Here is a 25727-nt window from a genome sequence, read left to right as displayed (position 1 = left end):
ATCTGCATGAAAACATGGCTCACTATAACAGGAATGACGATACTGTTCATTGCCTGCAAACCGAAAACGGCTACCTATATGGTGCAAGCCCGCACCCTGAATGAGGCCGTATATGCTTCCGGAGAAATTATGCCTGAAGCCTACTATTTCCTGAAAGCCAATTCCGCCGACCTGTTGCTGAAAGTGTTGGTAAAAGAAGGCGACACCGTGCGGCAAAACCAGCTACTGGCAGTGTTAGGCACACCCGGTCAGCTGGAACAAATGAATATCCTGCAACGGCAGGTGGATCTGGCCGGCGCCAATACACAGGAAAATTCCGCTCCGCTAACGGAATTGACAAAGCGGATCGCGCTGGCCAAAACCCAGCAGGAACAAGATGCCTTTAACGCCAACCGCTATACGGAGCTGGCGCAAAGCAAGGCCGTTTCAGAGAAAGAGGCCGAACAAGCCAGGATACAGGCTGCTACCAGCGCTACACAATATAAAACCTTACAGGATCAGTACCATGCCATGCAAAGCGACCTTTCCGCCAAGCTGCTACAGGCCCGGCAACAGCTAACCGCCACCGCGCAAGACCGCGAAGGCAAAGTGCTGAAAAGCCCCGTGAGTGGACGCGTATACAAGGTATACCTGAAGCCCGGCGAGCTGGCACAGCTCAATGATCCCGTAGTAATGGTGGGACAGCCCGGCTCATTCAAGCTGGAGCTGCTGGTAGACGAACGGGACATCAGCAAAATACATAACAGCCAGCAAGTATATTTCGAAACCGATGTCTACAAAGACAAACAGTTTGCAGCGACTATCAATAAGATCATTCCGCTGCTGCAAAAGGAAAGTCGCAGCTTCCAGGTGGAAGCCGCTGTACAGGATACCGCTCTCTTTTACCCACAGTCATCCGTGGAAGCCAACATCGTTATACGGGAACACGTAACAGCGCTGGTAGTACCGGCCAATTATCTATTGAAAGGCGACAGCGTGTACCTGCAACAAGGCAAAGCAGTACAGAAAACCGCGATTGTTGCCGGTATCCGCAATGGCGACTGGGTAGAAGTTAAATCTGGTCTGAAAGCAGGTGATGTTATCGCCTTAAAAGAAGCACCATGAAACTAATTACTAATATCAAACTGGCAGCCACCATCGCATTCACCCATATGCGGGCCCGGCTGAAACAAACGCTGATCGCCACTGCCGGCGTCACTTTTGGGATTACCGTGTTCATTTTTATGGTCAGTTTCATACAAGGCTCCAATGATTTCGTACAGGCGGTAGCGTTTGAACAGTCGCCCCACCTGCGGCTATACAACGAAATACAAACGGCGCCGGCCAATATCATCGACAGAACCTATCCCGGTAATATCAACCTGGTCAGCCATGTTAAACCGAAAGACATCCTGCTCAACCTGAAAGATGGCCCCCAGGTGGTACAGGCACTACAACAGGATCCACGCGTAGCCGCTGTTTCCGGCGCTGTTAGTTCCCAGGTCTTTTATCGCCTGGGCTCCAGTAGCATTAATGGCACCATCAACGGTATTCGTTTCGAACAGGAAAATGCCCTGTTCAACCTGCAAGCCAAACTGGTAGAAGGCAGCTTCAAAGAGCTGGCTACCCTGCCCAACAGCCTGGTAGTGGGCATTGGCCTGGCCAGGCGGCTCAACGTTAAAACTGGCGACCGGTTGGAAGTGACGACCGACAAAGGCAACAACTTTTCGGTGAAAGTAGTGGGCATCTTTAAAACGGGACTCACCGACATCGACAAACAACAGAGCTATGCAAATTTGCATACCGTACAACGGTTCCTGGAAGTGCCGGTGTCCTATATCACCGACATCAAAATAAAACTGCATGACATGGAACTGGCCCCGGCCATGTTGCCGGAATTGCAGGCTAAATACGGCTTTCATGGTTCCGATTGGAAACAGGACAATTCTGCCCTGCTCGAAGGCGATGCCCTCCGTAAAATGATCGTATATGGCGTAGCCGTTACGATCCTATTGGTAGCCGGCTTTGGTATTTTCAACATCCTCACCATGATGATCTATGAAAAGATGAAAGACATCGCCATCCTGAAAGCCATGGGTTTTTCCGATACAGACATCCGCTGGATATTCCTCGTGCAGGCGCTGATAATTGGGATCACCGGTGCTTTAATGGGACTGGTATTTGGATTCCTGGCTGCGTATGGCATTTCCAAAATGCCTTATAAGAGCGATGTAATGATCACGCTGGACCATCTGCCGGTAAGTTTCAGCGCCGTGTATTATGTGACCGGCTTCACTTTTGGTATGCTTACTACTACCCTTGCCGGTTACCTGCCTTCCCGCAAGGCGGCCCGGGTAGATCCTATCACTATTTTAAGAGGATAACCATGAACCTGATAGAAGTTAGGAACATCAATAAATACTTTTACCAGCCCACCAAAATGCAGGTGCTGAATGACGTAGACCTGGACATTGAAAAGGGCCATTTTGTTTCCATCACCGGAAAATCGGGTAGCGGTAAATCTACCCTGCTATACCTGTTGTCTACCATGGATACCGATTTCGAAGGCAGTATCTGCATTAACGGCGAGGAAATGCAGGGCAAACGTAACCGGTGGCTGGCCGACTTCCGGAATCATCATATCGGGTTTGTGTTCCAGTTTCATTACCTGCTACCGGAATTCACGGCGCTCCGCAACGTGATGCTGCCCGCATTAAAACTGGCCCGTTATACGCCCGCTGAAATAGAGCACCGCGCCATGGACCTGCTGCAATTACTGGGAGTAGGTACACAAGCCAACAAACGCGCATCGCTGCTTTCCGGGGGACAGCAACAACGTGTAGCCATCGCCCGGGCACTGATCAATGAGCCGCTGATCATTATGGGTGATGAGCCTACCGGTAACCTCGACAGCCAGAATGCAGCCATTGTCTTTGATCTTTTCCGTGAGCTCTCTTCTGAACGGGGACAAACGATCCTCACCGTAACACATGACGATGACTTTGCCCGCCGTTCTGATAAGGTAATTCACCTGGTAGATGGAAGGATTGCGGATTAATACCTGCTTACGCCATGGTTTCCGCCTCCCGTACTTTCCTGGTGGTGCTGGTATGGCTATCGGGCAGTATCACCAGGAAACCAATCACGATGACCAACATTGCAATACTCAATATAGCGGCGGCGCGGTAAGCCGTAACATAATCCTGCAAGGAAGGATTATCTCCTGTGAAGCAAAAGAAAACGCCTCCTACAATACCGGCGCCCATGGCAATAGCTGATTGTTGTGCCGTGTAATAAGAGCCGGATGCTGCTCCTGCAAATTCATGCGGAATACCTTTGAGAGAGAAAGCCAGTAAAGAAGGGAGTACAGCGCCGCATCCAATGCCATATAGCAACAGGATGGCAACAAATGCGAATGGCCCCGCCTGCGGATTGTCCAGGAAAAGTATATGCAGCACGAAAGCGCAGATCATGATAACCACGCCAGCCACCAGTACTTTCTTGCCAAATAACGGGATCAGCTTTACCGATAAAATAGACGCCATCACATAACCGATTCCCTGGAATACAAAATAGCTACCGGTAGTATAAGAAGGAATACCCAGGCCATTTTGAAAGAATACCCCTGTGATCAGGAAATAGGATTCCTGTACCAGGAAATAAAACAGGGAGGCCCATAAGCCAATGCGGAAGTCTTTGTAATGAAACAGCCGCATATTAATTAACGGCTCTTTTCCCCCTACCAGTTTATTCCGCTGGTGAATGTAAAACAGGTAAAAAAGCGGTGCCGCCGCCAGGAGCATTGCCACGCTCCAGGCTGGCCAACCGAGTTCCCGGCCCTGTATCACCGGAAAAACCAGGCAGAACAATGCTGGGGTAAGCAGCAATACGCCCTGATAGTCGAATTTCAGCGAGGTGTTACGGGGCGTTTCTTTTAAGAAAAGTCCTGCGAAAATCACCGCAACGATGCCCACGGGCACGTTGATGAAGAATATCAATCGCCAGCCTTCCACGGCAAAGTGTGTATCTGGCAACAGTCCTCCGAGAAACTGCCCGATGACGGAGGCCGAGCCGGCGATGATACCATAAACGCCAATGGCCTTCATCCGTTCCTTTTCTTTGGGAAACAATACCTGTATATAGGACACGCCCTGGGGTGTCATGATAGCAGCTGTAATGCCCTGGAAAAAACGGGCAACGTTCAGTTGCCCCGTCGATTGTGCCAGTCCGCAAAAACAGGAGCTGACTGTGAAGAGCAACATGCCGGCAATGAAGACTTTCTTCCTGCCGTAGTAGTCTCCCAACCGGCCGCCGGTAATCAGCAAACAGGAATACCCCAACAGGTAAATGGCAATGACCAGTTGCAATTCACCATTGGTGCCGTGCAGCCCTTTCTGGATAGCCGGCAGTGCTACATTCACTACAAATATGTCGATTACCGCCAGGAAAATGGCGGACGATACGATAAGCATGGAAAGCCACCGGGACGTTTGTTGTTTCATAAAACAATTATATAGATAGATCTATCTATTTATAAATAAAAAAAATTTAAATAACGGAAACGGTGGTTGCTTCCAGGAACCGGCTGATCAGCTCGCCTATTGCATCAGGCGCATCTTCCAGGCTATAGTGCCCGGCATGTGGCAGTTCATACACCTCTCCTTCCCGGAACAGCGACTGGAATAGTGGAAGGAAGTATTTCCCATGCAGTGTGTGATCGGCGGTTCCCCAGATGGCAATTGCCGGCAAAGCGCTGATCTTTTCCAACGCGGCCGCGTTGGGATGCTCGAACTGGTGGGCGCCGGCAGCAAATCCTGCGGCCCATCCCAGTACGCCGGCGCAGTCGGCCGGAGTTGGAAAAGGAGCGCCATAGGCATCCAGCCAGGTGGGCGTAATGAGTTCGTTACGCTCAAATCCGTTCAGCTTCAGCGTGCTGAGAATATTGTAACCACTTTCATTGAGCACGCTTTTTAGTCGTTCCTCCTTCGCGGCCTGCAATATCCAGCGGAACCAGGGCGACTCCCGGGCATTGGCTTCCAAAGCAGCTTGCAAGCCGGGTTGCCCAAAAGCAACGGGGCCGTTTATGCTCACTACCCGGGATATACGACCGGGATGTCTTGCTGCCAGGCCCATTCCCGCAGGGCCGCCAAAATCATGCATCACCAGGGTAATATCCTGCAAATCGAGGTCCAGCACCAGCTTTTCCAGGTTATCGATGTGATCCTGCAGCCAGTACGTGCGGCCTGCCGGCGTTTCACTTTTTCCAAATCCCATATGGTCCGGAGCAATGACCCGGTGGGTATCAGATAGCTCCCGGATCAGGTGCCTGAATAAATAGCCCCAGGTAGGCTCTCCGTGCAAACAAAGCACTACCGGCCCTTTACCTTCATCCACATAATGCATATTAAAGCCGGGCGCCGCGCTGAAGTGAGGCGCAAAGGGATAGGTACCCTTAAAGGTTTCATCTCGAGGTATCATATTTATTAGTTTAGTAGATAGATATATCTATTTATTTTTGAAGTTTAAAAAAAGTCCCGGTGACGGGACTGATAAATCAGGAGATCATTTTCTTTATAAATTTTTTGACGCCTTCCAGTGGTTTGATGTTCCTGGAGATAGTGGCGTTTACCGTAGCCCCCTCTACCATTAAGAAGAAATTATCCGCCAGCAGTTTCTTATCTATCGGACCATCATAATCCAGTTGCTGGAAGAGCCCCTGCAACAGCATGCGTTGCCTGCTTTTATGCCCTTCTACCAACTGCTGTACCTGCTGGTCCTGCGTTCCTATCTCCGCAATGATTTTGATAAAAGGGCAACCGTAAAAGTCCGGTTGCTGCTGCGCAATCCGGTAGTCGATAAACTTCAGTATTTTTTCGCGGGGATGACTGCTACCCTGGGTGAATTTCTCCAGGCCCTCAAACCACTCCTCCTCCTGCTTCCTCAGGTAGGCCAGCAGCAAGTCGTTTTTAGAGGGGAAGTGATTATACAGGGAACCAATGGCGATGTTAGCCTCCGCAATGATCTGGTTAATTCCCGTTTGGTTAAATCCCTGGTGATAAAACAAATCGGTGGCCACGTTCAGGATCCGGTCCCTCACTTTTACTTTTTCCTTCATAACCTTGTTTGAGCAGCTAAGGTATAAAAGTTTTTTAAAAAATAGATAGATCTATCTATTTTTTAAAAATAGCTGGTTGGAATGATTTAATGAGTAAACAGCGGTAAATGCATTATGCCTTTAAATTCCGCTGGCATAGTCTTCCAGGTATTGAAAAGTGGGCGTCAGCCGGCCTTTATCAGCGATGGTAGCCTTCCGGATCATCTCATTATCTTCTTTCAGTAATTCTTCAAATACATATTTCATCAGCTGGTCGCCGAAATACTGCGAGGCATCCCGGGGTAGTTCATTGGGTAAATTGCTCACGCACATCATATCGACAGTGCCCGGAAGATAGGGTGCCGTTTGTTCCATAGTATCCCTGTTAACGCCGTATACCGGTTGGTCAATGGTACTATCGCCCAGGTTGCAGGGTATGGATCCGTTGGTATCATCCGTAATATCTGCGATCACCTGTATATGGAAATTATCTTTTTTCAGATCATCCGCCTGGAAGAGCGGAGGGATATTATGGTCCCAATAAATACCATTCATGAGAATGTCGCTCACGGTAACATAAGGCAGGAAACGACATTCATACTCCTCCGGATGGGCGTGAAAGTCGCTTCTACTATAGGTTTTATCCTTTTTACGCAGATACAGCTCCCCTGCTTTCAGCTGGGTATATACCGGGTAGCTATACTTGTTGATCAGATATTCTTCGGGTGGGATGTACTTGATACCGAGCAATCCCATAATTTCCAGGGCGCCCGCTGCTACCCGCCCGGAGCCGGTAATCACCATTTTCATAGGAGGCAGTTTGATCCCAAAATAATGGCCGATCAGCTCCTGGAAATCGTGACAGGTATGTACCCTTTTAAAATGAAATTGCCTGGTTTTCTCACCATAAGCCATCAGGCCATTGTGCGCACCTACTACGCCGGCAAAGAAGCCAAAGCCCAGGATACGCTGCCCATCAGGATGTACCAGGCATTCATAGTCGATGAGTGTTATATTCTTTTCCAGGATGGCCTGCAGCATATGCTGGTTATGCGGCTGTTTCTTTTTTGTGTGACTGAAGAACAGGTAAGTCTTTCCCCCGATTAATTTCTCTACCGGCACTTCTTTGATACCCATCAGAATGGAACAGTGGGAAAGGTCTTCCTGCAGGGTAATGCCAGCCATTTCATATTCTTCATCTTTGAAACAGCGCCAGAGCGATGGTTGTACGTATAGGCGTACCTGTGGGAAGTGATGTTGTATCCAAACACATTGCTTGGGTGTAAACGCCACCCTATTGTCGTGCGGCAGTTTTTCTTCCCTGATAAGTCCTATATGAATCGTGCTTTCCATACGCTGAATGTACGGTATTTTAGTGAACCGGGGAGGCGGTTGTAAAATTTTTATGCGACAAAATAAATTCAGCTCACATGCGATAAAATCCTTTACGGCAGACGGTTTACAGGATTTTATTTTTAGTACAAGAGAACAGTATTGAGAAAAATATCAGGCAAAATGAAAAAAAATATTGGAGATTAAAAAAGAGTTTCTATATTTGCATCCCGCAATTGACGCGGAGAGTTCTTATAAAATGATTGCCCAGATGGCGGAATTGGTAGACGCGCTAGACTCAAAATCTTGTTTCGGCAACGGAGTGCAGGTTCGATTCCTGTTCTGGGCACGGAAGTTATAGAAGTATAACTGAACTGCTTTTTACTACCTAATTAGGGTTACATCTAACGATGTAACCCTATTTTTTTTGCCTTAGACCCTCATAATTTAGAAGAACTAAAATAACCTTTTCGGTAACCTCTCTTTTTATTTTACTTTAAATACAGCAGCTAACTGTTCATTTCCATAGCCTACGGCCTTTGTATGTAAAAAGAACAACAAATTATTTTTGCCGTCACAGGAAGATGCTTGTTTCCCATCAGTTTCGTATCTTTAAATACCTCGATTTTTATACTTAACATTGGCCCTATAAAAATGGGAGGACCTCAAAACAAGTTAACACTGATTCTTACAGCCCAAGATTATAAAAATCCCATTATTACTATATAATATATTCTAACTATGAAAAAAGCATTCTCTGTTGCCCTGTTCATTCTATTGCTCATTGGTGAAAGTAAAGGGCAGATAGCGACATTTAAATATGTTCATTATGATAGCCAGATATTTATAAAAGTTAGATTAAATGATGAAACTGATACCTTGAATTTTATATTTGATAGCGGCGCCGGCAACACGGTTATAGACTTAAATACTGCGAAAAAAATACCCTCTCTGTCTGTAGACACCGGTGCAGGTATCAGCGCCACCGGTGCGGGCGGGGCACAGAAGGTATTCCTGATATCAAACTACGCTATTATCCACTTAGGCAATATACAGCTTGGCTCAGTACCTATGATCGCTATGGATTTACTCCATTTATCAGAACAATTTGGGAGGAAAATAGATGGCATTATCGGCTATGACCTTTTGAAATCTTTTTTAACGGAAATGAATACAGATGATAGCACCATCTATCTCTATTCATTTAAAGACAAGATCAAAGCAAAATATAAAAGCCCTCTTTCCTTTAAGTTTTACAGTAACATTCCGATAGTTCAATGTGCCTTTAAGCTAAAAAATGGCGCTGAATATAGCGGACCATTCCTTTTTGATACCGGGGCTGGGATTACAGCTTTCATTAATACTCCTTACGTAAGAGCCAACGGCCTTCTTAAAAAGTCAGGATCAGCCATTATGCATACCACCGAAAATTTAACAACATCATCTACTTCTTATGATGTTAGAATCCGGGGATTTTCTATTCAGCACAACACTTTTAATGATTTGATTATTTCTTTAACAGATGTTAAAGAGGGAGTCAATGCGATGAAAGATATAACAGGGATTCTGGGAAATAAAATTATTCTTAGGTTTAACATCTTATTTGACTATAGCAACAGAAGAATATACCTATCCCCTGGCAGGCAGTATGAAACTCCTTTTGAGTCAATCTTCTCAGGCCTATCTTTTAGAATCAAAGATCAAAAAGTACTCATTAATTCAGTAGTTCCCCAAAGCGTCGAAGAAAGGCTAGGTATTATAGCCGGAGATGAATTGTTAAGCGTTAACGGTAACACAACAAAGGAAATGTATGCGATTAAGAAATACTTTAAAATACCAGGTGAGAAAAATATAGTGGTCGTCAGATCAAAAAGAAATAATGAAATTGCAACTTATAAAATTGAAAACAGAAAAATTCTCTAAACCTGCTTTTAAAAGTGACTCAGAAGAATACATTTTTAACGGTGGCGGTACAACGTTTTGAATTGTGTTTTTAATCCTTCAATGTGCTCTCAAAGCCCGATGAGCCTTTCAACACACTTAACTATGGAACAATAAAAAACGACCGCTCAACTGGCAATGCCGACTGATACTTTCCTGTAATACCGTATTGCCAGGCCACCACGGTAACTTTTAACGGTAGTTTTGCACGTGGTGGCACGCCTGTAAATACCAGTTTATTGTCTTTAATAAATGCGGGGCCTTCTTTTACATAATAATTTACGGGCAAACCAGATGTAGTTTGAGCCGTTAAAGATAGCTCCTTCACTCCCTTTTGCTGGTCTGGCAATGATTTGAAATATATTTGCTGCGCTTCGCCGGTAGTTTGCGGCAACGGTATTTTAATATTTAGTTGTTGCACGGCGCTCTTAAACACATCATCTCCCCTATTTTCAGCTACCAGCCAGATATCGTTGCTTCGCTTGGTATTATTGAAGCCCATACGATAGAAATCCAACCGGAAAGTGGTATCATTTATCTTCTTAACAGGACCGCATATACGATTAATCATTAGCGGCGTTGACGCATGTTCAGTAACCTGCCTGGTTCTGGTGGAATCCGCGAAAAATGCGCTGATATGAAAGGTGATACCGTCGGGTAGCAGCTGAACGTTTACGGCATATACCGCATGGGATTTGCCAGGCACCTGTATTTTACCGTCCCGGATAAATCCGATGAACTGCTGGCGTTTTCCTCTTGCGGTCTTGTAGTAATGTTCGGTGGCATTGGCCATTGAGCTATCGAATACCCATGAAGCAGATTGCCGGTTTCCGGTATATGCGTTAAAAGGCGCCGCGGGTGCAGTGGGTTGGCTATCCTTATGCCATTTGCCCATCAACCATCCGTCTTCCCGTTGCACCGGATGTAAGCCGTTTGCACGCCAGCGATATTTCATTGCCTTGCGTATAAACAGGGAGATATAATCCACCAGTGCATCTGATGCATCAAAATGGCCATGCCCCGCGTCTGCAAATAAAGAGATGACGCTATGCGGATGCATTTGTGTGTAAGAGATTGCCGGGAGCATCCGGTCTTCCCACCATTCATATTCCCCCATTATGAAGAGAGACGGCACACCATCTATGTTCCTGTTGCCCCAATCCGGGTTAGGAGCACCACTCCCGGTCAGTTTTGTAAGCGGCGCATCGCCATGAAGAGAAATCACCGCCAGTGTTCTTGCCGGATTCCATGCGGCAAAATTCCAGGGAAAACTGGCCTGGGCAGAATGACCGATAGGAATGACTGGAATTGTTTTTAGTGCGGTGTATCCGGATACCTCCGCCAGGCGATTCATCATTCGCTCAAAATCCGCCGGCGCATTTTTGGTAAAATCAAACATTTGCGTGATAGCCGGGGTAACCCATATCTCTCCTATCCCAAGTTCAGCCAACGTTTTACGGAATGCAGGATGTTCCAGTACAGTTGCTTCGGTCATGTTGTGTTGTCCCCATACTACCGCCTTCAGCTGCTTACAGTGCTCAGGTATCCAGAGAAATGCCTGGGGAGCGGCTTGCGTTTCGCCGGAAATAATACTGTCTACCGAAATGCGCCACTGCCAGACGGGTGCAGCTGCCTGGGAAACGGTGTTTTTTTTGTTGACTAACTGCAAGTGCTGTCCAAAAGCCCCGGATGTAACGAGCGCAAGGAATAAGATCATTGCAATTTTTGCTTTTGTTCTATGACATTTTATTGGATGCGTCATTTTTTTGGATTTAATGCAGGCGAATCCTCACCGTCGTTGTATTTGAAATATTGGATGCTACTGCCACACCAATCCATGCCGGGAGGCCGGCACTCCAATTTATGGATGCCAGCTGTATCCAATTCATACCGTCATAGGATCCAAATCCTGTTATTCTATGGCCAGACCGCTTTATTTTTAGCCAGTAAGCCCCTGTCAAACGACCGTAGGTTACAGCTGGCGCCGCCAATGGATGTGTCGCTATAACCGCCGTATTCATTCCGGCATCCCCTCTTTGCAGGAATTGCATCATCCACTTAGGGGCTTCTATTTCGGGTGTTTTTCCGGGGTACAACATCAACGCGGCAAAAGAAGCATCTGGCTGCAGCCCTGACTGAATCATCAGTCCAACCGTTGTAAACTGAGAACTGGGCTGCGGGCATACCTGGATAGCCATCTCATCATTCTTCAACACCTTCCTATAGGTGTAATTAAAACCGTACTGCAATGTATCTGTGAATACACCGCCGGCTTCTACCCTCAGCAGATGGCCGTCGTATTGTGCATAGCCTGCCTTTTCTGAATGTCCGATATCTTTATTACCCCATCCTTTTTGAAGTCCTCCACCAGCAACAGATACGGGAATTGAAGCGGCTGATTCTCTCCCATTTCTTACGCCGGCAACCGTGTAATAATACACAAGTCCTGTTCTGACGCTGGAATCACAAAAGAGATTTTCAGTAGTGGTTCCGATAGTCCGGAAAGGCCCTCCTCTTTTCTCTGCCCGTTTGATGATATAAGACGACGCTCCCACCAGGCTAACCCAGGTCAGCGTACTCGTATCAGGTCTTACAGTCAGTGTCAGTCCCGCAGGGCTTCCAGTCAAAAACTGCTGCGGAGTAGCATCTTCGGCTCCCGGGTTGATGGAGTAAAACAAGGTGCCATAACCGGGATGATCCGCTCCCGGGTTACCGGGGCCTTCAGGCCTTAGCTTATCAGCCGCCGCTTTTGTAAAGGGCGCCTGCATTCCCACCCTATGTACATAGTGATTATAAACCTGTTCAAATACTGCGCGAAGATTACCGCGTGCCACCTCCGAAGGATGGGTATGAAGGTATTTACCTGTGCGGTCGGGCAGCGGCGTATAGGGGATATCGTTATATCCAAGGTTGTACTTCGCGGTATATTCAAATCCTTTTAGTAAACGACTATCGGCATAGGAATAAAGGTTCAGTCCCTGGTGCCAGGCCATTTCGCAACATTCTGCCAGCATGCCAATGCCGAGCTGCGTATGGGCCTGATCTCTTCCTGTTTCCTGTACCTGGCCGGCATCATTAACAACATAGTGAGTAAGACTTCCGTTTCCCCATCCGTTTACATAATAGCGGATAGCTTTTTCAAAAATTTCACGGTCATTGCAGAAAATCCCTATAGCCATTACCGTTTTAAGCGCAGCAGCATCCCAATTACCATTTGCAAAAGGCGCAAACTCAGCGACGACAGGATAAATTACCTGGCGGAAATGTTTCTCTGTACGCTTTGCCGCTGCCTCTGGCCACCCTGCGTTACTGTACCGGATGATTTCTGCTGCATTCACCATCTTAAATGGTCCTAATCCGGCCATTAGTATAGCATCTTTGCCGGTAATCGATTTCAGCGTATCACTCCATGCGTCAATAATGCCAATGGCCGTTTGCGCATAACGTTTATCGCCGGTAATAGCCCACATCAGCGCATTCTGATAAGCCGCATTGGCATCACTGTCGTAATCAGACTGCCCTATGCCTGGATTTCTTCCCACTATAGGAAGTGGCCCCTTCATCCTGTAATCGTAGTGAGAAAAGGGGCTTCTTTTAAAAACGAGATACCCTTCATATATAGGCGCCGTTTGCGCTGCTACGCCAGTCTTCATGCGCTGTAAGTCACGTTGGCTATGCAGCAGGCCAGGGTGCAGAAATACATGCGACTGCGCGCTGGCGGCATGATGTAACAAAATTGTGTATGTCAGACAGGATGCGATGATCAATATCACATATTTCACACGACTCATTATCTTTTTAAGTATTTTATTTTTCCAGGTAAAATGACTGTAAAACCGGTTTTGCGGTCTGAACAGCTTGTGCACCGGTCCTTCCATATTGCCAGGCCACTACGGTAATTTTTACCGGATACTTTGCCGCTGGTGGCACTGGTGTTATAATTATTTTATCTCCTTTTATATAAGCGGGTCCTGATTCAATGTAATACCTTACCGGCAATCCACTGCTTGCCCTGGCTTTCAATATAATCCGCCGTGTATGGGAATCCTGGTTGCCGATGACCGGAAAAAATATCTCCTGGGATGTGCCTTCTGTGTTACATACGGGAAGCGTCAATTCTGCCTGTTGTACAAAAGGTTTATACTGTATATCTCCAGGATGTACTGCTGCCAGGTACAAGCTATACTGACTGGCAGTTCCATGAAATCCATTCCTCATTGAAAACTGAAAGGTGGTGTCATTGATTTTCGTAACGGGTCCTGTAATCGTTTCTATGTGCACCCGAATTTTTCCTTCCGCATGTCCCAGGGCTGAACCTGGAGGAAGGCCGGTTTGCATACGTGGTCGTTCACTTTCACCCGGCACAGTATCCAGGAATACTCCCTTTAGCCGGAAACTAATTCCATCTTTCTGTGGGATAAACGGTATATGTACCTGTAAATGTGTATTCCGTTGTGCAATAATGTGACCATCCTGTTGAACGCCGGTCAGCTGCGGCTTACGATGCCGCGGTACCTGCTGATACTGCTGTGTAGCCCTCACCAACTCCTCATCAAAAAACCAGAATGCCTGGGCTGTATCGCCCTTATATCGGGAAACCGGCGCAGGGCTTACCATTGGCAATTCATCCTGTTTCCATTTCTCCATCAGCCATCCGTTGTGTACCGGATCAATTGGGATCAATACTGCTGGCTTATCGGCGGTATAATTCGCTGGCATCCGATACTGCACAGCCTTACGAATGTACAGGGAGATATAACGTACTTTTTTGTCGGATGCAGCGAAATGTCCCTCTCCCGGACAAGCCAACATACTTAAGGGCATATACGGGTGCTCCTTCCGTTCTTTCAAACCTTCGGCGCTCCAGGTGGCAGCTGCTTCATATTCACCCATTGTTTCAAGGCAGGGCACATGATCGATATTCCTATTGCCCCAGATATCGGGAGCAAACCGGGGATCCCTGAACCAGGGCCATTGACCGCTAGTGGAAATAGCGCACAAGGTACGTTCCGGGTTCCAGGCGGCATAGTAATACGGCCAGCTTGCCGCGGCAGAATGCCCCATTACCACCAGGGGAACATATTCCAATTCCTTGTATCCTGAAGAATCTGCCAGCGCCCGGAGAAATGTATTGGATATTTCTCCCGCCCCTTCGTTAAAGCGGAAAAGATGATCAAATGACGGTGATACCCAAACAATGGCAAAAGACAGCAATTTCATCTCTTCCCGAAAAAGCGGATTCTCTAAAATGCTGATCTCCTCCATATTATGCTGCGCCAGTACAATGCCTTTGACTTTCCGGGCATTTTCCGGAATCCACAGATATGCGGTAGCATCTGCGTTACGGGCTCCCGCCACGGGAACGGACCACTGCCATACCTGGGCCGTTGCGGTCAGCCTACAGAAAAAAAACAACAGCAGAAAAAAGTATGGTCTATTCATGGGTTCCCGGTCTGAAAATGATTGCCTGACCGCCTTTGGCCGAAAGTTTCACCGGCAGTTTGTCGCTGCCGGTGAGCTTAACGGTTCTTTTATTGACGGATTGATTATCACCATCTTCATAAATAGTGGCAATATAGGTACTACCCCGCCGGAGAAAAGAGAGATCCAGCATAGTCTCCCAATCCTCCGGGCCAGCGGCACAACCAAGGTACCAGGTATCCCCTTTCCTTCTCGCCACGGCTATACCTTTTCCAATATCTCCCGCCAGGTAATGTGATTCATTCCAGGTAGTTGGCACATAGTCGTAGAATGCTATTTCCTCATCATTGGTATAGTCATTCGGCTGGCCATACCAGAATATCGCCTGCAGCGGGCTGTAATAAATCACGCTCAGCGCCAGCTGTTGCGCTTTAGAAACTTTTATATTTTTTGAAAAACTATTCTTTGCATTCGGAAAACAATAGGTGAAATCTGCCGCTCCTGCCAGAAAGCGCGTAAATGGGAGTGTAGTATTATGAAAAGCATCCGGGCTGTTTTCATCTCCTCTTATACCTTCCTGCGTTAACAATGCAGGATAAGTTCTGCTAAGGCCTGTAGGCTTATAGTTATCGTGTATATCCAGCACAAAACCATATTGCTGCACTTTTTGAATTGCCTGCGACAGCCAGCTAAGCCCTGCCTGGGTAAGGCCATCCACGAAACCGAATTTAAGGCCTGCCACCCCCCATTGCTTATAAAGCGGGAGAATGGTATCCAGTTTACTTTTCAACCCTACATAGTTCACATACAGGATAACACCGATATTTCTTTCCTTACCATATACTATCACCTTCGGCATGTCAATGGCCGGGATTACCTGACAGGGATCCGATGATGACCGGAACTCAGCACCATACCAGCCCGCATCAAACATGATATACTGGAAATGATGCTTTACTGCAAAATCAATACAATCCAACCCACTCCGGGTATTCAATTGTGCCCGGATAAGTTTGCCAGGCCTGATCCATGATAAGTCGCCAGGTACGGGAGGCTCCGCCAGTTTTAAATTCAATGTACGGCAATGCGCCAACGCAATAGGGGAACTAGCCACACTCAGGGTCCTCCACGGTGTTTCGATCATTTTACGAAACAGTACGACTGTATCACGTGGAAACGCCACCGCCAGCGTACTCCCATTAACTCCGCGGGCGAGCTCCGCTTTCGTGTAATTCAAATTCGCGGCCTCTCCAAGCTGACAATAACTTCCATTGGTCAGGAGTGTAACCGGCAAGTCGGTTATAGTACTGAAGGTATCCACCCGCATAGGTGTAAAGACAGACTCCTGGTTGTATTGATAGATGAGTGGAGAAGAAGGGAAAGAGAAGGTAGTCAACTCCCGGAGCCGATGTAACGCAGTATCAGTAACGGATACCGCATACCGGAACGCCACACAGCTATCCATCACCCTGACATCCAGCCTTACCTGGCTGCCATTATTGGTTTTCAAATACAATTTTGCCTGCCGGTAATTACTGTGCAGCGAGTCTTGCTCGCCTATCGGGCTCGCAAATGATTCATGATGTAATACAGGCTTATCATATCCAGTAACTTTTGCCGTACTTAACGACGTTCCGTCAACTGTAATATCAAGCACAGACCTATCCGTAATTTCTCTTCTCTTAAAAGAGAGCTGATAACTGAGCTTTCCGCCTTCAGCACGCAAAGTCAACACTGTTGTTCCTTCCGGCGATGTCACAGCGTATACTTTTTGTGCGGCCAGTTGCCCTTGCTGCAAAAAAAATATAAGCCCCAGCATTCCGAGTGCCTTCCACCCAAAAAAATTTCGATTCATTTCCCAATTTTTTGTCAATCTATAAATTAATGATGGCCTTCCCTGAAAAGGTTTGGCCCCGGCGGATATTTTTGCCGAAGCCAACTCCTTTCGAGCTGATCATGCCAGGTTATTACCTGCTAATTCCCTGTTATCACCACCGGCGCCACATTATTACCTATGCGAACCCAGTAGGTACCTGCTGGTAGCCCGGATGGAAGGTTTACCTTCACCTGGAGAGCACCAGCTGGCAATACCTGCGCTAATACCTGCTTCCCATGTACATCAACCAATGTCAGGAAAGAAGATTTATTATGCGGCAGGGAAAGCATTTTTGTATCAATATAAATATAGTTGCTGGCAGGATTAGGATATAATTTCAGATTTCCTGTTTTCGCTGCCGCAAATACAGCAGGCGATTTTGCCATTGTCAGGCTATGTTGCCCCTCTGATGGCTCCGTTCCATAAATGAGCGCTCCTTTCAGGTATACCGTCACATTCGGATTAGCCAGTAGGCCCGGCTGTTGCGGCATAGAAAAGTCGTTATTCTTATCAAAGGCAGACCAGTCGGACTTCGTTATCCGGAATTGAATATTTCCGCTGGATGATTGAGGATAAAACAACGCAGTACTATCAACAAATCCAAGTTCCAGGTAATGATCCGCATTTTGCAGACCTGCCGTTTCCGTGAATGCAGCGGATATCTTACCTGATCCCAGTACGGCAAAATCTATCCAGCTGTTTAAAGTACCACCACCATCTTTTGTGAACCAGTAGCGAATCTTCAAATCATTGTATTTAACGGGTGTGTTCCCGCTATGCTGCAGATTTAACTTTGTTGAAATAGTATTACTGCTGCTATTCAAACTTTCTGTGAGTGCAGTAACAGCAACGACCGGTTCAGTAGTAAGCGGTTCGTTACCGGCCACCAGTAACCCTTTCCTATACAGCGTAATGTTGGGATTACCTGTATAGCTGCTGGCAGTAAGATAAGAGTGATCATTCGTTTCATCCAACAGCCCCCACTGCATATTTGCCCATCTCGACTGAATATCTATAGCGTTACCCGTGCCTACATATCCGGCTTCCGGCAAGAATCTGTATTGAACGTATCCCCAGGCACGCTGGTAGGGTGTTGCTAACGGAACATACTGTGTGGTAATTTTCGTTGCGCCAATCGAAGCGTAATCAATCCACGTATTGATACCCGTATAATTCTCAGGTGTCAGCCAATATCTTATTTCCAGTTCATCCAGTGCAATACCTGAAGTATCTGAACTGCTGAGTTGCAGGAATGGCTTTGCCATGTTATTGAATGTTTGCCCGTTATCACCGTCTCTGTATTTAAGTGTGAGTCCCAGGCTTTTCACCTCCACAGATTGTGTTACTGCCACAGCGGCATAGTAACCATTGCCGGCCTGCGATGCTTTTACCTGCACAGCGCCAGCCTTTAACGGATAGAGCTTGCCGGCAATAATCCTGGCAGCAGTTGAGTCCACCAGGCTTAACTGCACTGACAATCCGGCGCTGGAGGAAGCCAGCATATATCCGGAAGTGTCGCCTAACAGTACTGGCTGAATATTTTCGAATGTAATTTGCTGCGTATCCGGCGCTGGTTCCAGGCGGAACGGAAAGCTGAACGGCATAGGATCGTTGGTATTACCACCCACTGCATTTATTTTCTGTGTGTTGATATACCAGTAGCCGTTGCCGGAACGGGCCGCACGTTGAATAGCGTAGCCGTTGCCATCAGCATAAATATTGAAGGTATGCCAGGTAGAGTCGTATACGTTAGTGCCAAACTGTGCATTTTCGTTGATATAATTCTGGTAGTTCTGAGGCGCGGAAAAGCAGATAATTTTATAGCGGCCATTTGTTTCTTTCGTAATACGCCAGCGTTGATTGCCAGTCAGTGCGCCGCCCTCAACGAAGTCGGGTGAATTGGTTGTACCAGCTGTCCACCGGCTGGTTCCAGCCAATGGTTGAATAGTATAGATGCCGTCATTGAGCGTATTGAGTAACACGTACATAGCTCTCCTGTACCTGTCTATTTCCGTTTGCAGCATTTTAACGTAGGCATATGATTGGGAGGAAACGGTGATAGATGAATAGGCCGACACGACACTATTTACAGAATCCTGTAAACGATTTTTTGCTGCAACAGGGTATTTCCCTGGTTCAGCCACACTGCTGGATACCGTACTATTCAATACTGCATTTGCTTCCCTTATCCTGGCATCCAGTACACTGTAAAGATCAGGCTTCAGTTCAAATGGAAAAGTAACAGGAATATTACTGTTATTGGCGCCTGTCTGGGAGGCGATTGTTTGTCCGCTCAGGTACCAGAAGCCATTACCAGCCTTTTCAGCGCGCTGCATCGCATAGGTGGTACCGTTGAAATAAAGATTAACGGTATTCCAGGTTGCATCGTAGTTATTGCGCCCAAACTGGGCATTCTCATTGAGATAATTCTGGTAGCCGGGCGGAGGCGTGCCTGTTGTCATTATCTTATATCTGCCGTTGGGCTCTTTAGTAATGCTGAACACTTGCAGGTATGCGCTATCCAATGGTATATCAAACCTGGGGGCATTCGTTTGATTAACCGTGAGTACAGAATCACGCAGCGGAATTTTTATATAGTACAAGCCATCGGCTAAGTCATTAAGACCATAATACTGTGCCTGCTTATACCGGAGGATGGACCGGTCCAGGAGGTTGATATAGCTAATAACCTGCGAATCAGTAGAGGTAGTACTATCGTATACGCTCCGAACATACAGAATAGAATCATTTAATAAGGCCTTTGCAGCTGGTGGATACCTGCCGGCAATGGGCTGCACGCTGGTAAGGGTAGAATCGCGGAGTGTTTCGGCTTCCTTGAGCTTCTGCTTTAATTCATCGTGTACCTTTCTCAGCTGAATAGTGAAAACGGCGGTATCGCTTTGTCCGCATGGGCCGGTGTAAATCAGCGTCAATAAGGTATCTTTCTGAATATTTGCTACCAACACCTCGCTGGTAGAGTCGCCGGTACTCCATTGGTACCTCCCTGCACCTGAGATCCCCCCTCCTTTCCCCTGAGGACCCAGTTTAATGGTAGCGCCACGTTCTACTACCGCCTGGTTAGTATTCTGCCATACGCCATTTATCTGGATATAGGGAATAATAAAAGCCGGTTGGCAGTCGCCCTCAATGGCCAATGCAAAAAGCTGTACTTTTTTAGCGCCGCAGGCGTTGGTCAAAGTTACCCGGTATACCCCTTTATGCTGGATATTGTTTAGCACCAGGTCCTGGCCGGATGCGCCGGTAGACCATGACCAGGAGCCGCCAGCATCGGATTCAGGATGCAAAGTAAGGTTGCTGCCCATTTTCACCTGTATGGTAGAAGTTTCCAACGTCTGTCCATTATATTGAATTTTCGCCCTGATCATAGACGGCGGACAGTTGGTTGTCATGGAATCCAGTGCGCTTGTAAGCGTACCAAAACCCAGGTGATCAAAACCGCCGCTGGTAGAGCCATAATCCCCACCACCACCTTCAGGCCTGGTGAGGGCCAGATATCGTTTGGAGTATGGTATAGAAATGCCCATACGGTTTTGATAGTGATTTACCAGGCGTTCCCAGATAGGCCGTATTCCTCCCCTGCCGGTTTCGCCGATATTCTGCTGGTTTGCGTTCTCGCAGTTATTGTAGGGGATATTGGGGACAGTATCTCCCAGGTTATATTTGGCTACATACTCAAAGCCAGCCAGTAACCTGCTATTATCATAACTATATAAATCTTCTCCCTGGTTCCAGGCCATTTCGCATACATCGGCAGCCAAACCTACTCCCAGCAGGGAATGGCCCTGATCGCGATTACTTTCCTGCCACTGTCCCAAAGTGGGCGTGTGAAGGTAGTACACCACATTTTTGATTGCCTCTGTATAGTTCCCGGATTTAAGATAGAACATCGCCTCGTTGAAAATATAAACATCGTCACAAAGAATACCAATGGCCATCATGGTCGACACATTGGACATTCCCCAATTGGCCCAGTAATGGCTGGGACAGGTCCCATTCCGCCGGTAAAGAAACCCTGAGGCATAGGAATAGAAAACATCCATCATGAATTTCTTGAAGCGTTCAAAATCTGCGGGAGCCCATCCGGAGTAATCGCGTACCAGTTCGGCAGCGTTGGCAAAAGCAAAACCCTGGAAGCCTACCGCCAGCGCGCCATTGGTGTCGCCCCCTACCCCTTTGCAGACTGCCGCCCAGGCATTGAGGATTTGTACCGCCTTAGCAGCATAATTTGGGTCGCCTGTTATTTTCCACCGCAGCGCACACTGGTATGCAGCCGCGGCGTCGTTCATAGCACTTACGTATGTTTGGGGAACAGAGCCGCCACGGTTAATGGCCTCCGAAGGATTGGGCGTATACCCCAGCTGCGCATGTGAGTTTGCGATCAGCTTATCCCAGCCGGATTTCCATGGCTGCGCGCCGGTTTGCAGTTTCAGCTTTATACGCTGAAAATCGGCATCGGTATGCAATATGCCCGGGTGAACAAAGGTTTGGCCCCTCGTTAGGTGGCTGGCCAATAGTAGTAAAAACAAAAAACAAATAGTGTAGAATTTCAATAGCGGTTTCATTGTGGAATTTTTATATTAGTAATAGGAAATACCGGTATATGAACCACGAACAACCCTCCATTCCGTACATTATTCTGTTTTCCTGAATACCAGGCTATCTACAAACTCACCCACAAACATCCGCGCCATATCTGCTGTTTTATACCATCCGGGCTTTCCGCTCATGTTATCGGAGATGAGTGTGCCATTAATTTTCAGGTTTTCGAATATAACGTTCCTGACCCTCCGGTCTTCACTGTAGCCCGTGATAATAGAAAGTTCCGGGCTATCGCCGTTGTAGGTTACATTTTTGAATAGTATATTTTCTATGCCCTCGCCAGGTGCTGTGCAATACTTCTTATTAAATGGGATCTGCAGATGCACTAACTGTCCACACCTGATATTCTCTACGCGGATATCTTCAAAGGATACATCTCTCACCAGGTTATTATCTCCCGCATTAATAGCCATACATCCCTGGTAATCCACCTGTTTCTCCTGGTGTTCCAGGATATCGATGTCGATATAGCGCACATGCTCGATCGTATCCGGATGCGGCGTATTCCCATGCAGCCCGATATGAATAGGATGAGCAACATCTGCCCAGAGCGTGGAATGCTGCATGACTATATTCCGGCACCCGCCAACAAAACCTTTCCTGGTGGCATATACCGTACTGCAATCGTCCGAGTTACGGCAGAATACACCATCATACAATACATTGTTGCTGGCAAATACATTCATGCCATCTCCCCATTTGTAAGAGCTGATACTTTTTATATTCCTGACTATCACGCTGTCTGAACTACCCACCGGGCATTGTGTGAGGATAATGCCCTCCAGCAATACATTTTTTGAATACGAAATCCTGACGCCTTCCTGCCCGGGAAAATCAATAATACCTCTGCCGGTTATTTTCACATTCCGTGCGCTATCCACCACAAAATGGCCCTTCACTACAGCGCCACCAGCGAGGTACACAGATTTTCCGGACGGAACCGGGAACACACCGCCTTTGATCTCGTGGAAACCCGGGCCGAAGAAAATCACATTTTCAGTAGTGGCATCCGGGGCCGAAACTTCAATGGGGTTAGCAAACAAATGGAGATTATGAAATTTGTCGCCATTAATTTCAATGGAAAGGTTTTTGGGCTGAAGCAGCCGGAAGTAAACCGTATTGTGCGTTACTTTATGCTCAATGCCATACGAAAGCGGCCGTATAACAGCCTGACGTATTTTCTGCCTGTTGCTGGTTACAGCGACTTCCACTTCACCTGAAAAATCGAAGGCCGCCATGGAAGCAATTTCCACATGATGATTAATTCCTCTTACCTCATCTACTTTTACGTTATACTCGTATAAGTCCAGCCACTTGCCGCCCGGTTGCCGCACCTTCACTGTAAAATCAGCATTATGCGCAGGGCTTCCTGCTTCCGGTGCGGGAAAGGGATAGGTCACCAATTGCTGTTGCTGTGCTGTACATACTATCGAAAACAACAAGTAAATAATAATACCAGTTAGCTTAGTCAATATCCGATCGAAATTCATCATTGTAAAATTGAAAACACTAATAAAACAGGACAGCTCCCGGAAGTGGAGGATCTGTCCATTTAAAGCATGGTTAAAGCCGGCAGGCGCGGCTGACTTATCATCAGCCGCGCATCAGCATTGCTAGCGGCTGCCGTAAAATTCAATTTCTGCTATGTTACAGAATCCAGCCGGAGAGTAATAATAGATATAGCGATAACTATTGGTCGTTGAAATCTGTGCGTCGGTATACACACCATTAGGCGGTGCTGCCGCAATGGTGTAAAGCACCACGTAGTCAGACAGTGAAGCATCATTGGCTGCTCTTATCTGTCCGCCCACCATCCTGCCGGCATTGCCGCTCCGGGGTGCGTAACGCACCGATTTCAGTAATGCTGATTTCCCTTCTCCCAGATCGTATCCGACATAACCGGTTGCGGTAGCTCCATCTATGTAGGTATTCAGGTTACCGTCTACAGCAGCGGGAATCATGGTGGCCGGGTTATTGGCCCAGGATCCTGAATGCCCGAACAGTGTACCTGTAAGTTTTTCCGCGTTGATCAGCAGGTATTGTCCAACCAGGTTCTGACCATCAACCACCAGTGTTACCGACCCGGGAAGCGCATCTGGAACCTTGAATTTCACCTGCTCTGATGCAACACCCGTCACTTCTGCTTCCTTTGTTCCCACAAACACATGAACGAGAGATTTATCTGTTCCGAAATTGTTTCCTGTCAGCGTAATTTCATCTCCCGCCTGCGCTTTGTTTGAACTCATGGATATCAGGCGGGCAGCGGGCTTTAAGGTAAAGACCTGCGGTATGGAATCCCGTTTGCCGAATATCTCGACGGTAACTGCACCGGCAACACCTTTTGCAGGCACCTGTACTACAATCTTGTTGTTGGTAACGCTTCTGACAGTATCTGCGCGAACACCTCCAAAATATACTTTTACGGCGCCCACTACTTCTCCGAAATCCTGACCATCGATCGTCACATTGCTCAATGCATATCCCTGCTTAGGGGAGAAGTCTTTTACCACGGGAGCGGGATAATTGAACTCCCTGTACTGTGCATCCTTCTCACAGGCGGAGAAGACTACGCCGGCAGCCAGTATTATTCCCGGCAGGACCAGGCTTCTGAAAATATTTCTAGTCATAATAAAATGCGCGGTTGATAATGAATTAAATGATATTAATATCCAGGATTCTGCAGCAGATTTTTATTTAAGATCATCTGCGAAGTGGGAACCGGGTACAGGTAGTGTTTCTTTGCCACGCTGTTATTCCGTGAACTGGCTACCACTATACATTTCAGCATACCGGCCGGCGTTGCCACCGCTTCCTCTCCAAATACATAAGTAGAAGCTTTATAGGCTGATGTAGGGTTACCTCCGGCATCTTTAAACGGTGTTGCATAAGAGGCATCCCCTACTACCCTGCCAAGCCTGGATGGATTCAACGATGCTTCCAGTATACCCCAGCGTTTCAGGTCATCAAAGCGTTTACCTTCACGATACAATTCCACGGTGCGTTCTCTCCTGATCTCCTCTTTCACATCCAGCGCGTTTGCAGCTATCATGGCATTGGTGAGATGTGCTACGCCCGCACGGTCACGCAGTTTATTGATAGATGCATCCAATTGTCCGTCTGAAATGTTTCCATTCAATTCCACCAGTGCCTCCGCATAGGTCAGGTATACTTCCGCCAGGCGGATAACAGGCCAGTTGGCGGATTCAGTACGGTCAATCCTCCGGCTGCCGTAACCGTATACGCCATATTTAGTGTTGCCATAGCCGCTTGACCCCAGGCTGCCATAGTCCAGCGTTGCTGTTGCAGGCGCCGTGGTGGAAGCATATAAGTAATTCAGCAAACGCAGGTCGCGGTTCTCAAACTCGGAGGAAGCGGTATGATAACCCTGGAACAGGGGCGACTTGGCCGGTGGCAAACCATCTGTACAAACGGCCATATCTACAAACTTGCGGCTGGGATATAGCTGGCCTACCGTCCAGGAGATGTTGATACCTGATTGTCTCAGCGTATAGTCGTATACGGTATAGAGAATAAATTCCTTATTGGATTGTTTATTGTAGCCGCCGGGATTACTGCCTTCGTCTTCAAGATTGAATAAATACCAGGAACTTGAGTTGGCCATTTTGGAATCGTTGTTCTTGTTCCACAACTCATAACCGCCGTTGTTCATAATCTGCTGACATAGATTTACCGCATCATTGAGGTATTTATTGCGATTGGCAGGATCATAGCCGGTAGTACCAGCCCCGCTGCTCTGCCCATCGCCATCTGGCGACTGTCCTACATACTTTTCCCAGGTAGCCTCATATAATTCTACCTGTGCCTTCAGGGCCATCGCCCCCCATTTGCTAATCCTTCCTTTATCGGCCGCACCGATATTCTGTTCAGTAGGCAATCCGGCAATGGCCAGGTCCAGGTCAGCCAATACCTGGGCTACTACCTCGTAGCGGCTGTTACGTTTGTTATAAAGTTCAGGCGACTCCACCCCCAATACCGTTGTCACAATTGGTACACCACCGAATGTCTTGAGAAGATTGAAGTAAGAGAATGCGCGAAAGAAATAGGCTTCTGATACATACTGGCTGATATCGCCCCCTCCTGTATAGGCAGTCGCCTTTGACAACAGGATATTGCAACTTCTTATACCGCTGTAATTCCAGTTGGTGCTACCCACCGCAATAGTACCGGTACCAATATCTGATCCATTGCCATTTGCATTGGCAGATAAGTCCGAGCCATTGTCCATTGAACCAAAACTCCATCCGGGTAGTTGGCCATAGAATCCTGTAGCAAAATCTTTGAAATCAGATGGCTTCTTAAAGTAAACTGCGTCCGTAAATTGTGCATTCGGATTCAGGTCAATAAAACTTTTCTGGCAGGCCACCATTCCCAAACAGAGGCTTCCTATGATGATATTATTAAGTAAAGATTTCATGAGTTCAGTTTTTATAAGTTCCGGGTAAG

Annotated in this window: 16 protein-coding genes and 1 tRNA gene; 5 read left to right on the top strand and 12 right to left on the bottom strand. The window is 47.2% G+C overall.

Features of this window, described 5'->3' with window-relative positions; translation table 11 throughout:
* Positions 1-6: 6 nt before the first annotated feature.
* The 3 genes from HGH91_RS00965 to HGH91_RS00955 are packed head-to-tail and all read left to right on the top strand — an operon-like array spanning position 7 to position 3037.
* Positions 7-1104, top strand: a complete 1098-nt coding sequence (locus tag HGH91_RS00965) for an efflux RND transporter periplasmic adaptor subunit (protein WP_168736593.1) — start codon at positions 7-9, stop codon at positions 1102-1104.
* Complete coding sequence (locus tag HGH91_RS00960) at positions 1101-2363, top strand: ABC transporter permease (RefSeq protein WP_168736592.1); 1263 nt, start codon at positions 1101-1103, stop codon at positions 2361-2363. The genes HGH91_RS00965 and HGH91_RS00960 overlap by 4 nt, the downstream gene beginning before the upstream one ends.
* A gap of 2 nt (positions 2364-2365) precedes the next feature.
* Positions 2366-3037 carry an ABC transporter ATP-binding protein gene (locus HGH91_RS00955; protein WP_168736591.1) on the top strand — a complete coding sequence of 224 codons (672 nt, stop codon included), beginning with the start codon at positions 2366-2368 and terminating at the stop codon, positions 3035-3037.
* Between the two features lie 7 nt (positions 3038-3044).
* Here the strand turns inward: HGH91_RS00955 and HGH91_RS00950 are convergent, their stop codons facing one another.
* The 4 genes from HGH91_RS00950 to HGH91_RS00935 form a co-directional block, all read right to left on the bottom strand.
* The gene (locus HGH91_RS00950) at positions 3045-4481 is read right to left on the bottom strand and encodes an MFS transporter (RefSeq protein ID WP_211092161.1); all 1437 of its coding nucleotides are present in this window, start codon (positions 4479-4481) and stop codon (positions 3045-3047) included.
* 46 nt (positions 4482-4527) lie between these two features.
* Positions 4528-5457 (bottom strand): alpha/beta fold hydrolase, encoded by a 930-nt coding sequence (locus HGH91_RS00945; protein WP_168736590.1) that lies wholly within the window; start codon positions 5455-5457, stop codon positions 4528-4530.
* Positions 5458-5533: 76 nt separating this feature from the next.
* Entirely contained in the window at positions 5534-6094 is a 561-nt protein-coding gene (locus HGH91_RS00940) for a TetR/AcrR family transcriptional regulator (RefSeq protein WP_168736589.1), read from the bottom strand.
* Between the two features lie 120 nt (positions 6095-6214).
* Positions 6215-7426 carry an NAD(P)-dependent oxidoreductase gene (locus HGH91_RS00935; protein WP_168736588.1) on the bottom strand — a complete coding sequence of 404 codons (1212 nt, stop codon included), beginning with the start codon at positions 7424-7426 and terminating at the stop codon, positions 6215-6217.
* Between the two features lie 244 nt (positions 7427-7670).
* On the opposite strand from HGH91_RS00935, the gene HGH91_RS00930 reads away from it, so the two are divergent.
* Positions 7671-7754, top strand: a tRNA-Leu gene (locus tag HGH91_RS00930).
* 392 nt (positions 7755-8146) lie between these two features.
* Entirely contained in the window at positions 8147-9328 is a 1182-nt protein-coding gene (locus tag HGH91_RS00925; protein ID WP_168736587.1) for an aspartyl protease family protein, read from the top strand.
* A 121-nt stretch (positions 9329-9449) separates the two neighbouring features.
* Here the strand turns inward: HGH91_RS00925 and HGH91_RS00920 are convergent, their stop codons facing one another.
* The 8 genes from HGH91_RS00920 to HGH91_RS00885 form a co-directional block, all read right to left on the bottom strand.
* A complete protein-coding gene (locus tag HGH91_RS00920; protein ID WP_247651626.1) occupies positions 9450-11063 on the bottom strand; it encodes a hypothetical protein in 1614 nt (537 codons plus the stop codon).
* A gap of 55 nt (positions 11064-11118) precedes the next feature.
* A complete protein-coding gene (locus HGH91_RS00915) occupies positions 11119-13137 on the bottom strand; it encodes an alginate lyase family protein (RefSeq protein WP_168736586.1) in 2019 nt (672 codons plus the stop codon).
* 16 nt (positions 13138-13153) lie between these two features.
* Positions 13154-14788, bottom strand: coding sequence for a hypothetical protein (locus tag HGH91_RS00910; RefSeq protein WP_168736585.1), 1635 nt, complete (start codon positions 14786-14788; stop codon positions 13154-13156).
* Complete coding sequence (locus tag HGH91_RS00905) at positions 14781-16622, bottom strand: glycoside hydrolase family 97 protein (RefSeq protein ID WP_211092159.1); 1842 nt, start codon at positions 16620-16622, stop codon at positions 14781-14783. Before HGH91_RS00905 ends, HGH91_RS00910 begins: the two co-directional genes overlap by 8 nt.
* A gap of 119 nt (positions 16623-16741) precedes the next feature.
* Positions 16742-21226: a cellulose binding domain-containing protein gene (locus tag HGH91_RS00900; RefSeq protein WP_168736584.1), complete on the bottom strand. Its 4485-nt coding sequence runs from the start codon at positions 21224-21226 to the stop codon at positions 16742-16744.
* 69 nt (positions 21227-21295) lie between these two features.
* Entirely contained in the window at positions 21296-22756 is a 1461-nt protein-coding gene (locus tag HGH91_RS00895; protein WP_247651625.1) for a glycosyl hydrolase family 28 protein, read from the bottom strand.
* Positions 22757-22876: 120 nt separating this feature from the next.
* On the bottom strand, positions 22877-23890 hold the full coding sequence (locus HGH91_RS00890) for an IPT/TIG domain-containing protein (protein ID WP_168736583.1): 1014 nt from the start codon (positions 23888-23890) through the stop codon (positions 22877-22879).
* Between the two features lie 35 nt (positions 23891-23925).
* The gene (locus tag HGH91_RS00885; RefSeq protein WP_168736582.1) at positions 23926-25698 is read right to left on the bottom strand and encodes a RagB/SusD family nutrient uptake outer membrane protein; all 1773 of its coding nucleotides are present in this window, start codon (positions 25696-25698) and stop codon (positions 23926-23928) included.
* Between the last annotated feature and the right edge of the window lie 29 nt (positions 25699-25727).

The sequence above is a fragment of the Chitinophaga eiseniae genome, from assembly GCF_012641265.1.
Classification (GTDB): Bacteria; Bacteroidota; Bacteroidia; order Chitinophagales; family Chitinophagaceae; genus Chitinophaga; species Chitinophaga eiseniae_A.
This window is presented reverse-complemented; position numbering and strand designations above follow the sequence as displayed.

Excerpts from the sequence above, each read along its gene's own strand:
- HGH91_RS00935 (WP_168736588.1), bottom strand. The coding sequence starts at position 7,426 with ATGGAAAGCACGATTCATATAGGACTTATCAGGGAAGAAAAACTGCCG.
- HGH91_RS00900 (WP_168736584.1), bottom strand. The coding sequence starts at position 21,226 with ATGAAACCGCTATTGAAATTCTACACTATTTGTTTTTTGTTTTTACTA.
- HGH91_RS00910 (WP_168736585.1), bottom strand. The coding sequence starts at position 14,788 with ATGAATAGACCATACTTTTTTCTGCTGTTGTTTTTTTTCTGTAGGCTG.
- HGH91_RS00960 (WP_168736592.1), top strand. The coding sequence starts at position 1,101 with ATGAAACTAATTACTAATATCAAACTGGCAGCCACCATCGCATTCACC.
- HGH91_RS00890 (WP_168736583.1), bottom strand. The coding sequence starts at position 23,890 with ATGACTAGAAATATTTTCAGAAGCCTGGTCCTGCCGGGAATAATACTG.
- HGH91_RS00920 (WP_247651626.1), bottom strand. The coding sequence starts at position 11,063 with ATGATCTTATTCCTTGCGCTCGTTACATCCGGGGCTTTTGGACAGCAC.
- HGH91_RS00895 (WP_247651625.1), bottom strand. The coding sequence starts at position 22,756 with ATGATGAATTTCGATCGGATATTGACTAAGCTAACTGGTATTATTATT.
- HGH91_RS00925 (WP_168736587.1), top strand. The coding sequence starts at position 8,147 with ATGAAAAAAGCATTCTCTGTTGCCCTGTTCATTCTATTGCTCATTGGT.
- HGH91_RS00885 (WP_168736582.1), bottom strand. The coding sequence starts at position 25,698 with ATGAAATCTTTACTTAATAATATCATCATAGGAAGCCTCTGTTTGGGA.
- HGH91_RS00915 (WP_168736586.1), bottom strand. The coding sequence starts at position 13,137 with ATGAGTCGTGTGAAATATGTGATATTGATCATCGCATCCTGTCTGACA.
- HGH91_RS00945 (WP_168736590.1), bottom strand. The coding sequence starts at position 5,457 with ATGATACCTCGAGATGAAACCTTTAAGGGTACCTATCCCTTTGCGCCT.
- HGH91_RS00940 (WP_168736589.1), bottom strand. The coding sequence starts at position 6,094 with ATGAAGGAAAAAGTAAAAGTGAGGGACCGGATCCTGAACGTGGCCACC.
- HGH91_RS00955 (WP_168736591.1), top strand. The coding sequence starts at position 2,366 with ATGAACCTGATAGAAGTTAGGAACATCAATAAATACTTTTACCAGCCC.
- HGH91_RS00950 (WP_211092161.1), bottom strand. The coding sequence starts at position 4,481 with ATGAAACAACAAACGTCCCGGTGGCTTTCCATGCTTATCGTATCGTCC.
- HGH91_RS00905 (WP_211092159.1), bottom strand. The coding sequence starts at position 16,622 with ATGAATCGAAATTTTTTTGGGTGGAAGGCACTCGGAATGCTGGGGCTT.
- HGH91_RS00965 (WP_168736593.1), top strand. The coding sequence starts at position 7 with ATGAAAACATGGCTCACTATAACAGGAATGACGATACTGTTCATTGCC.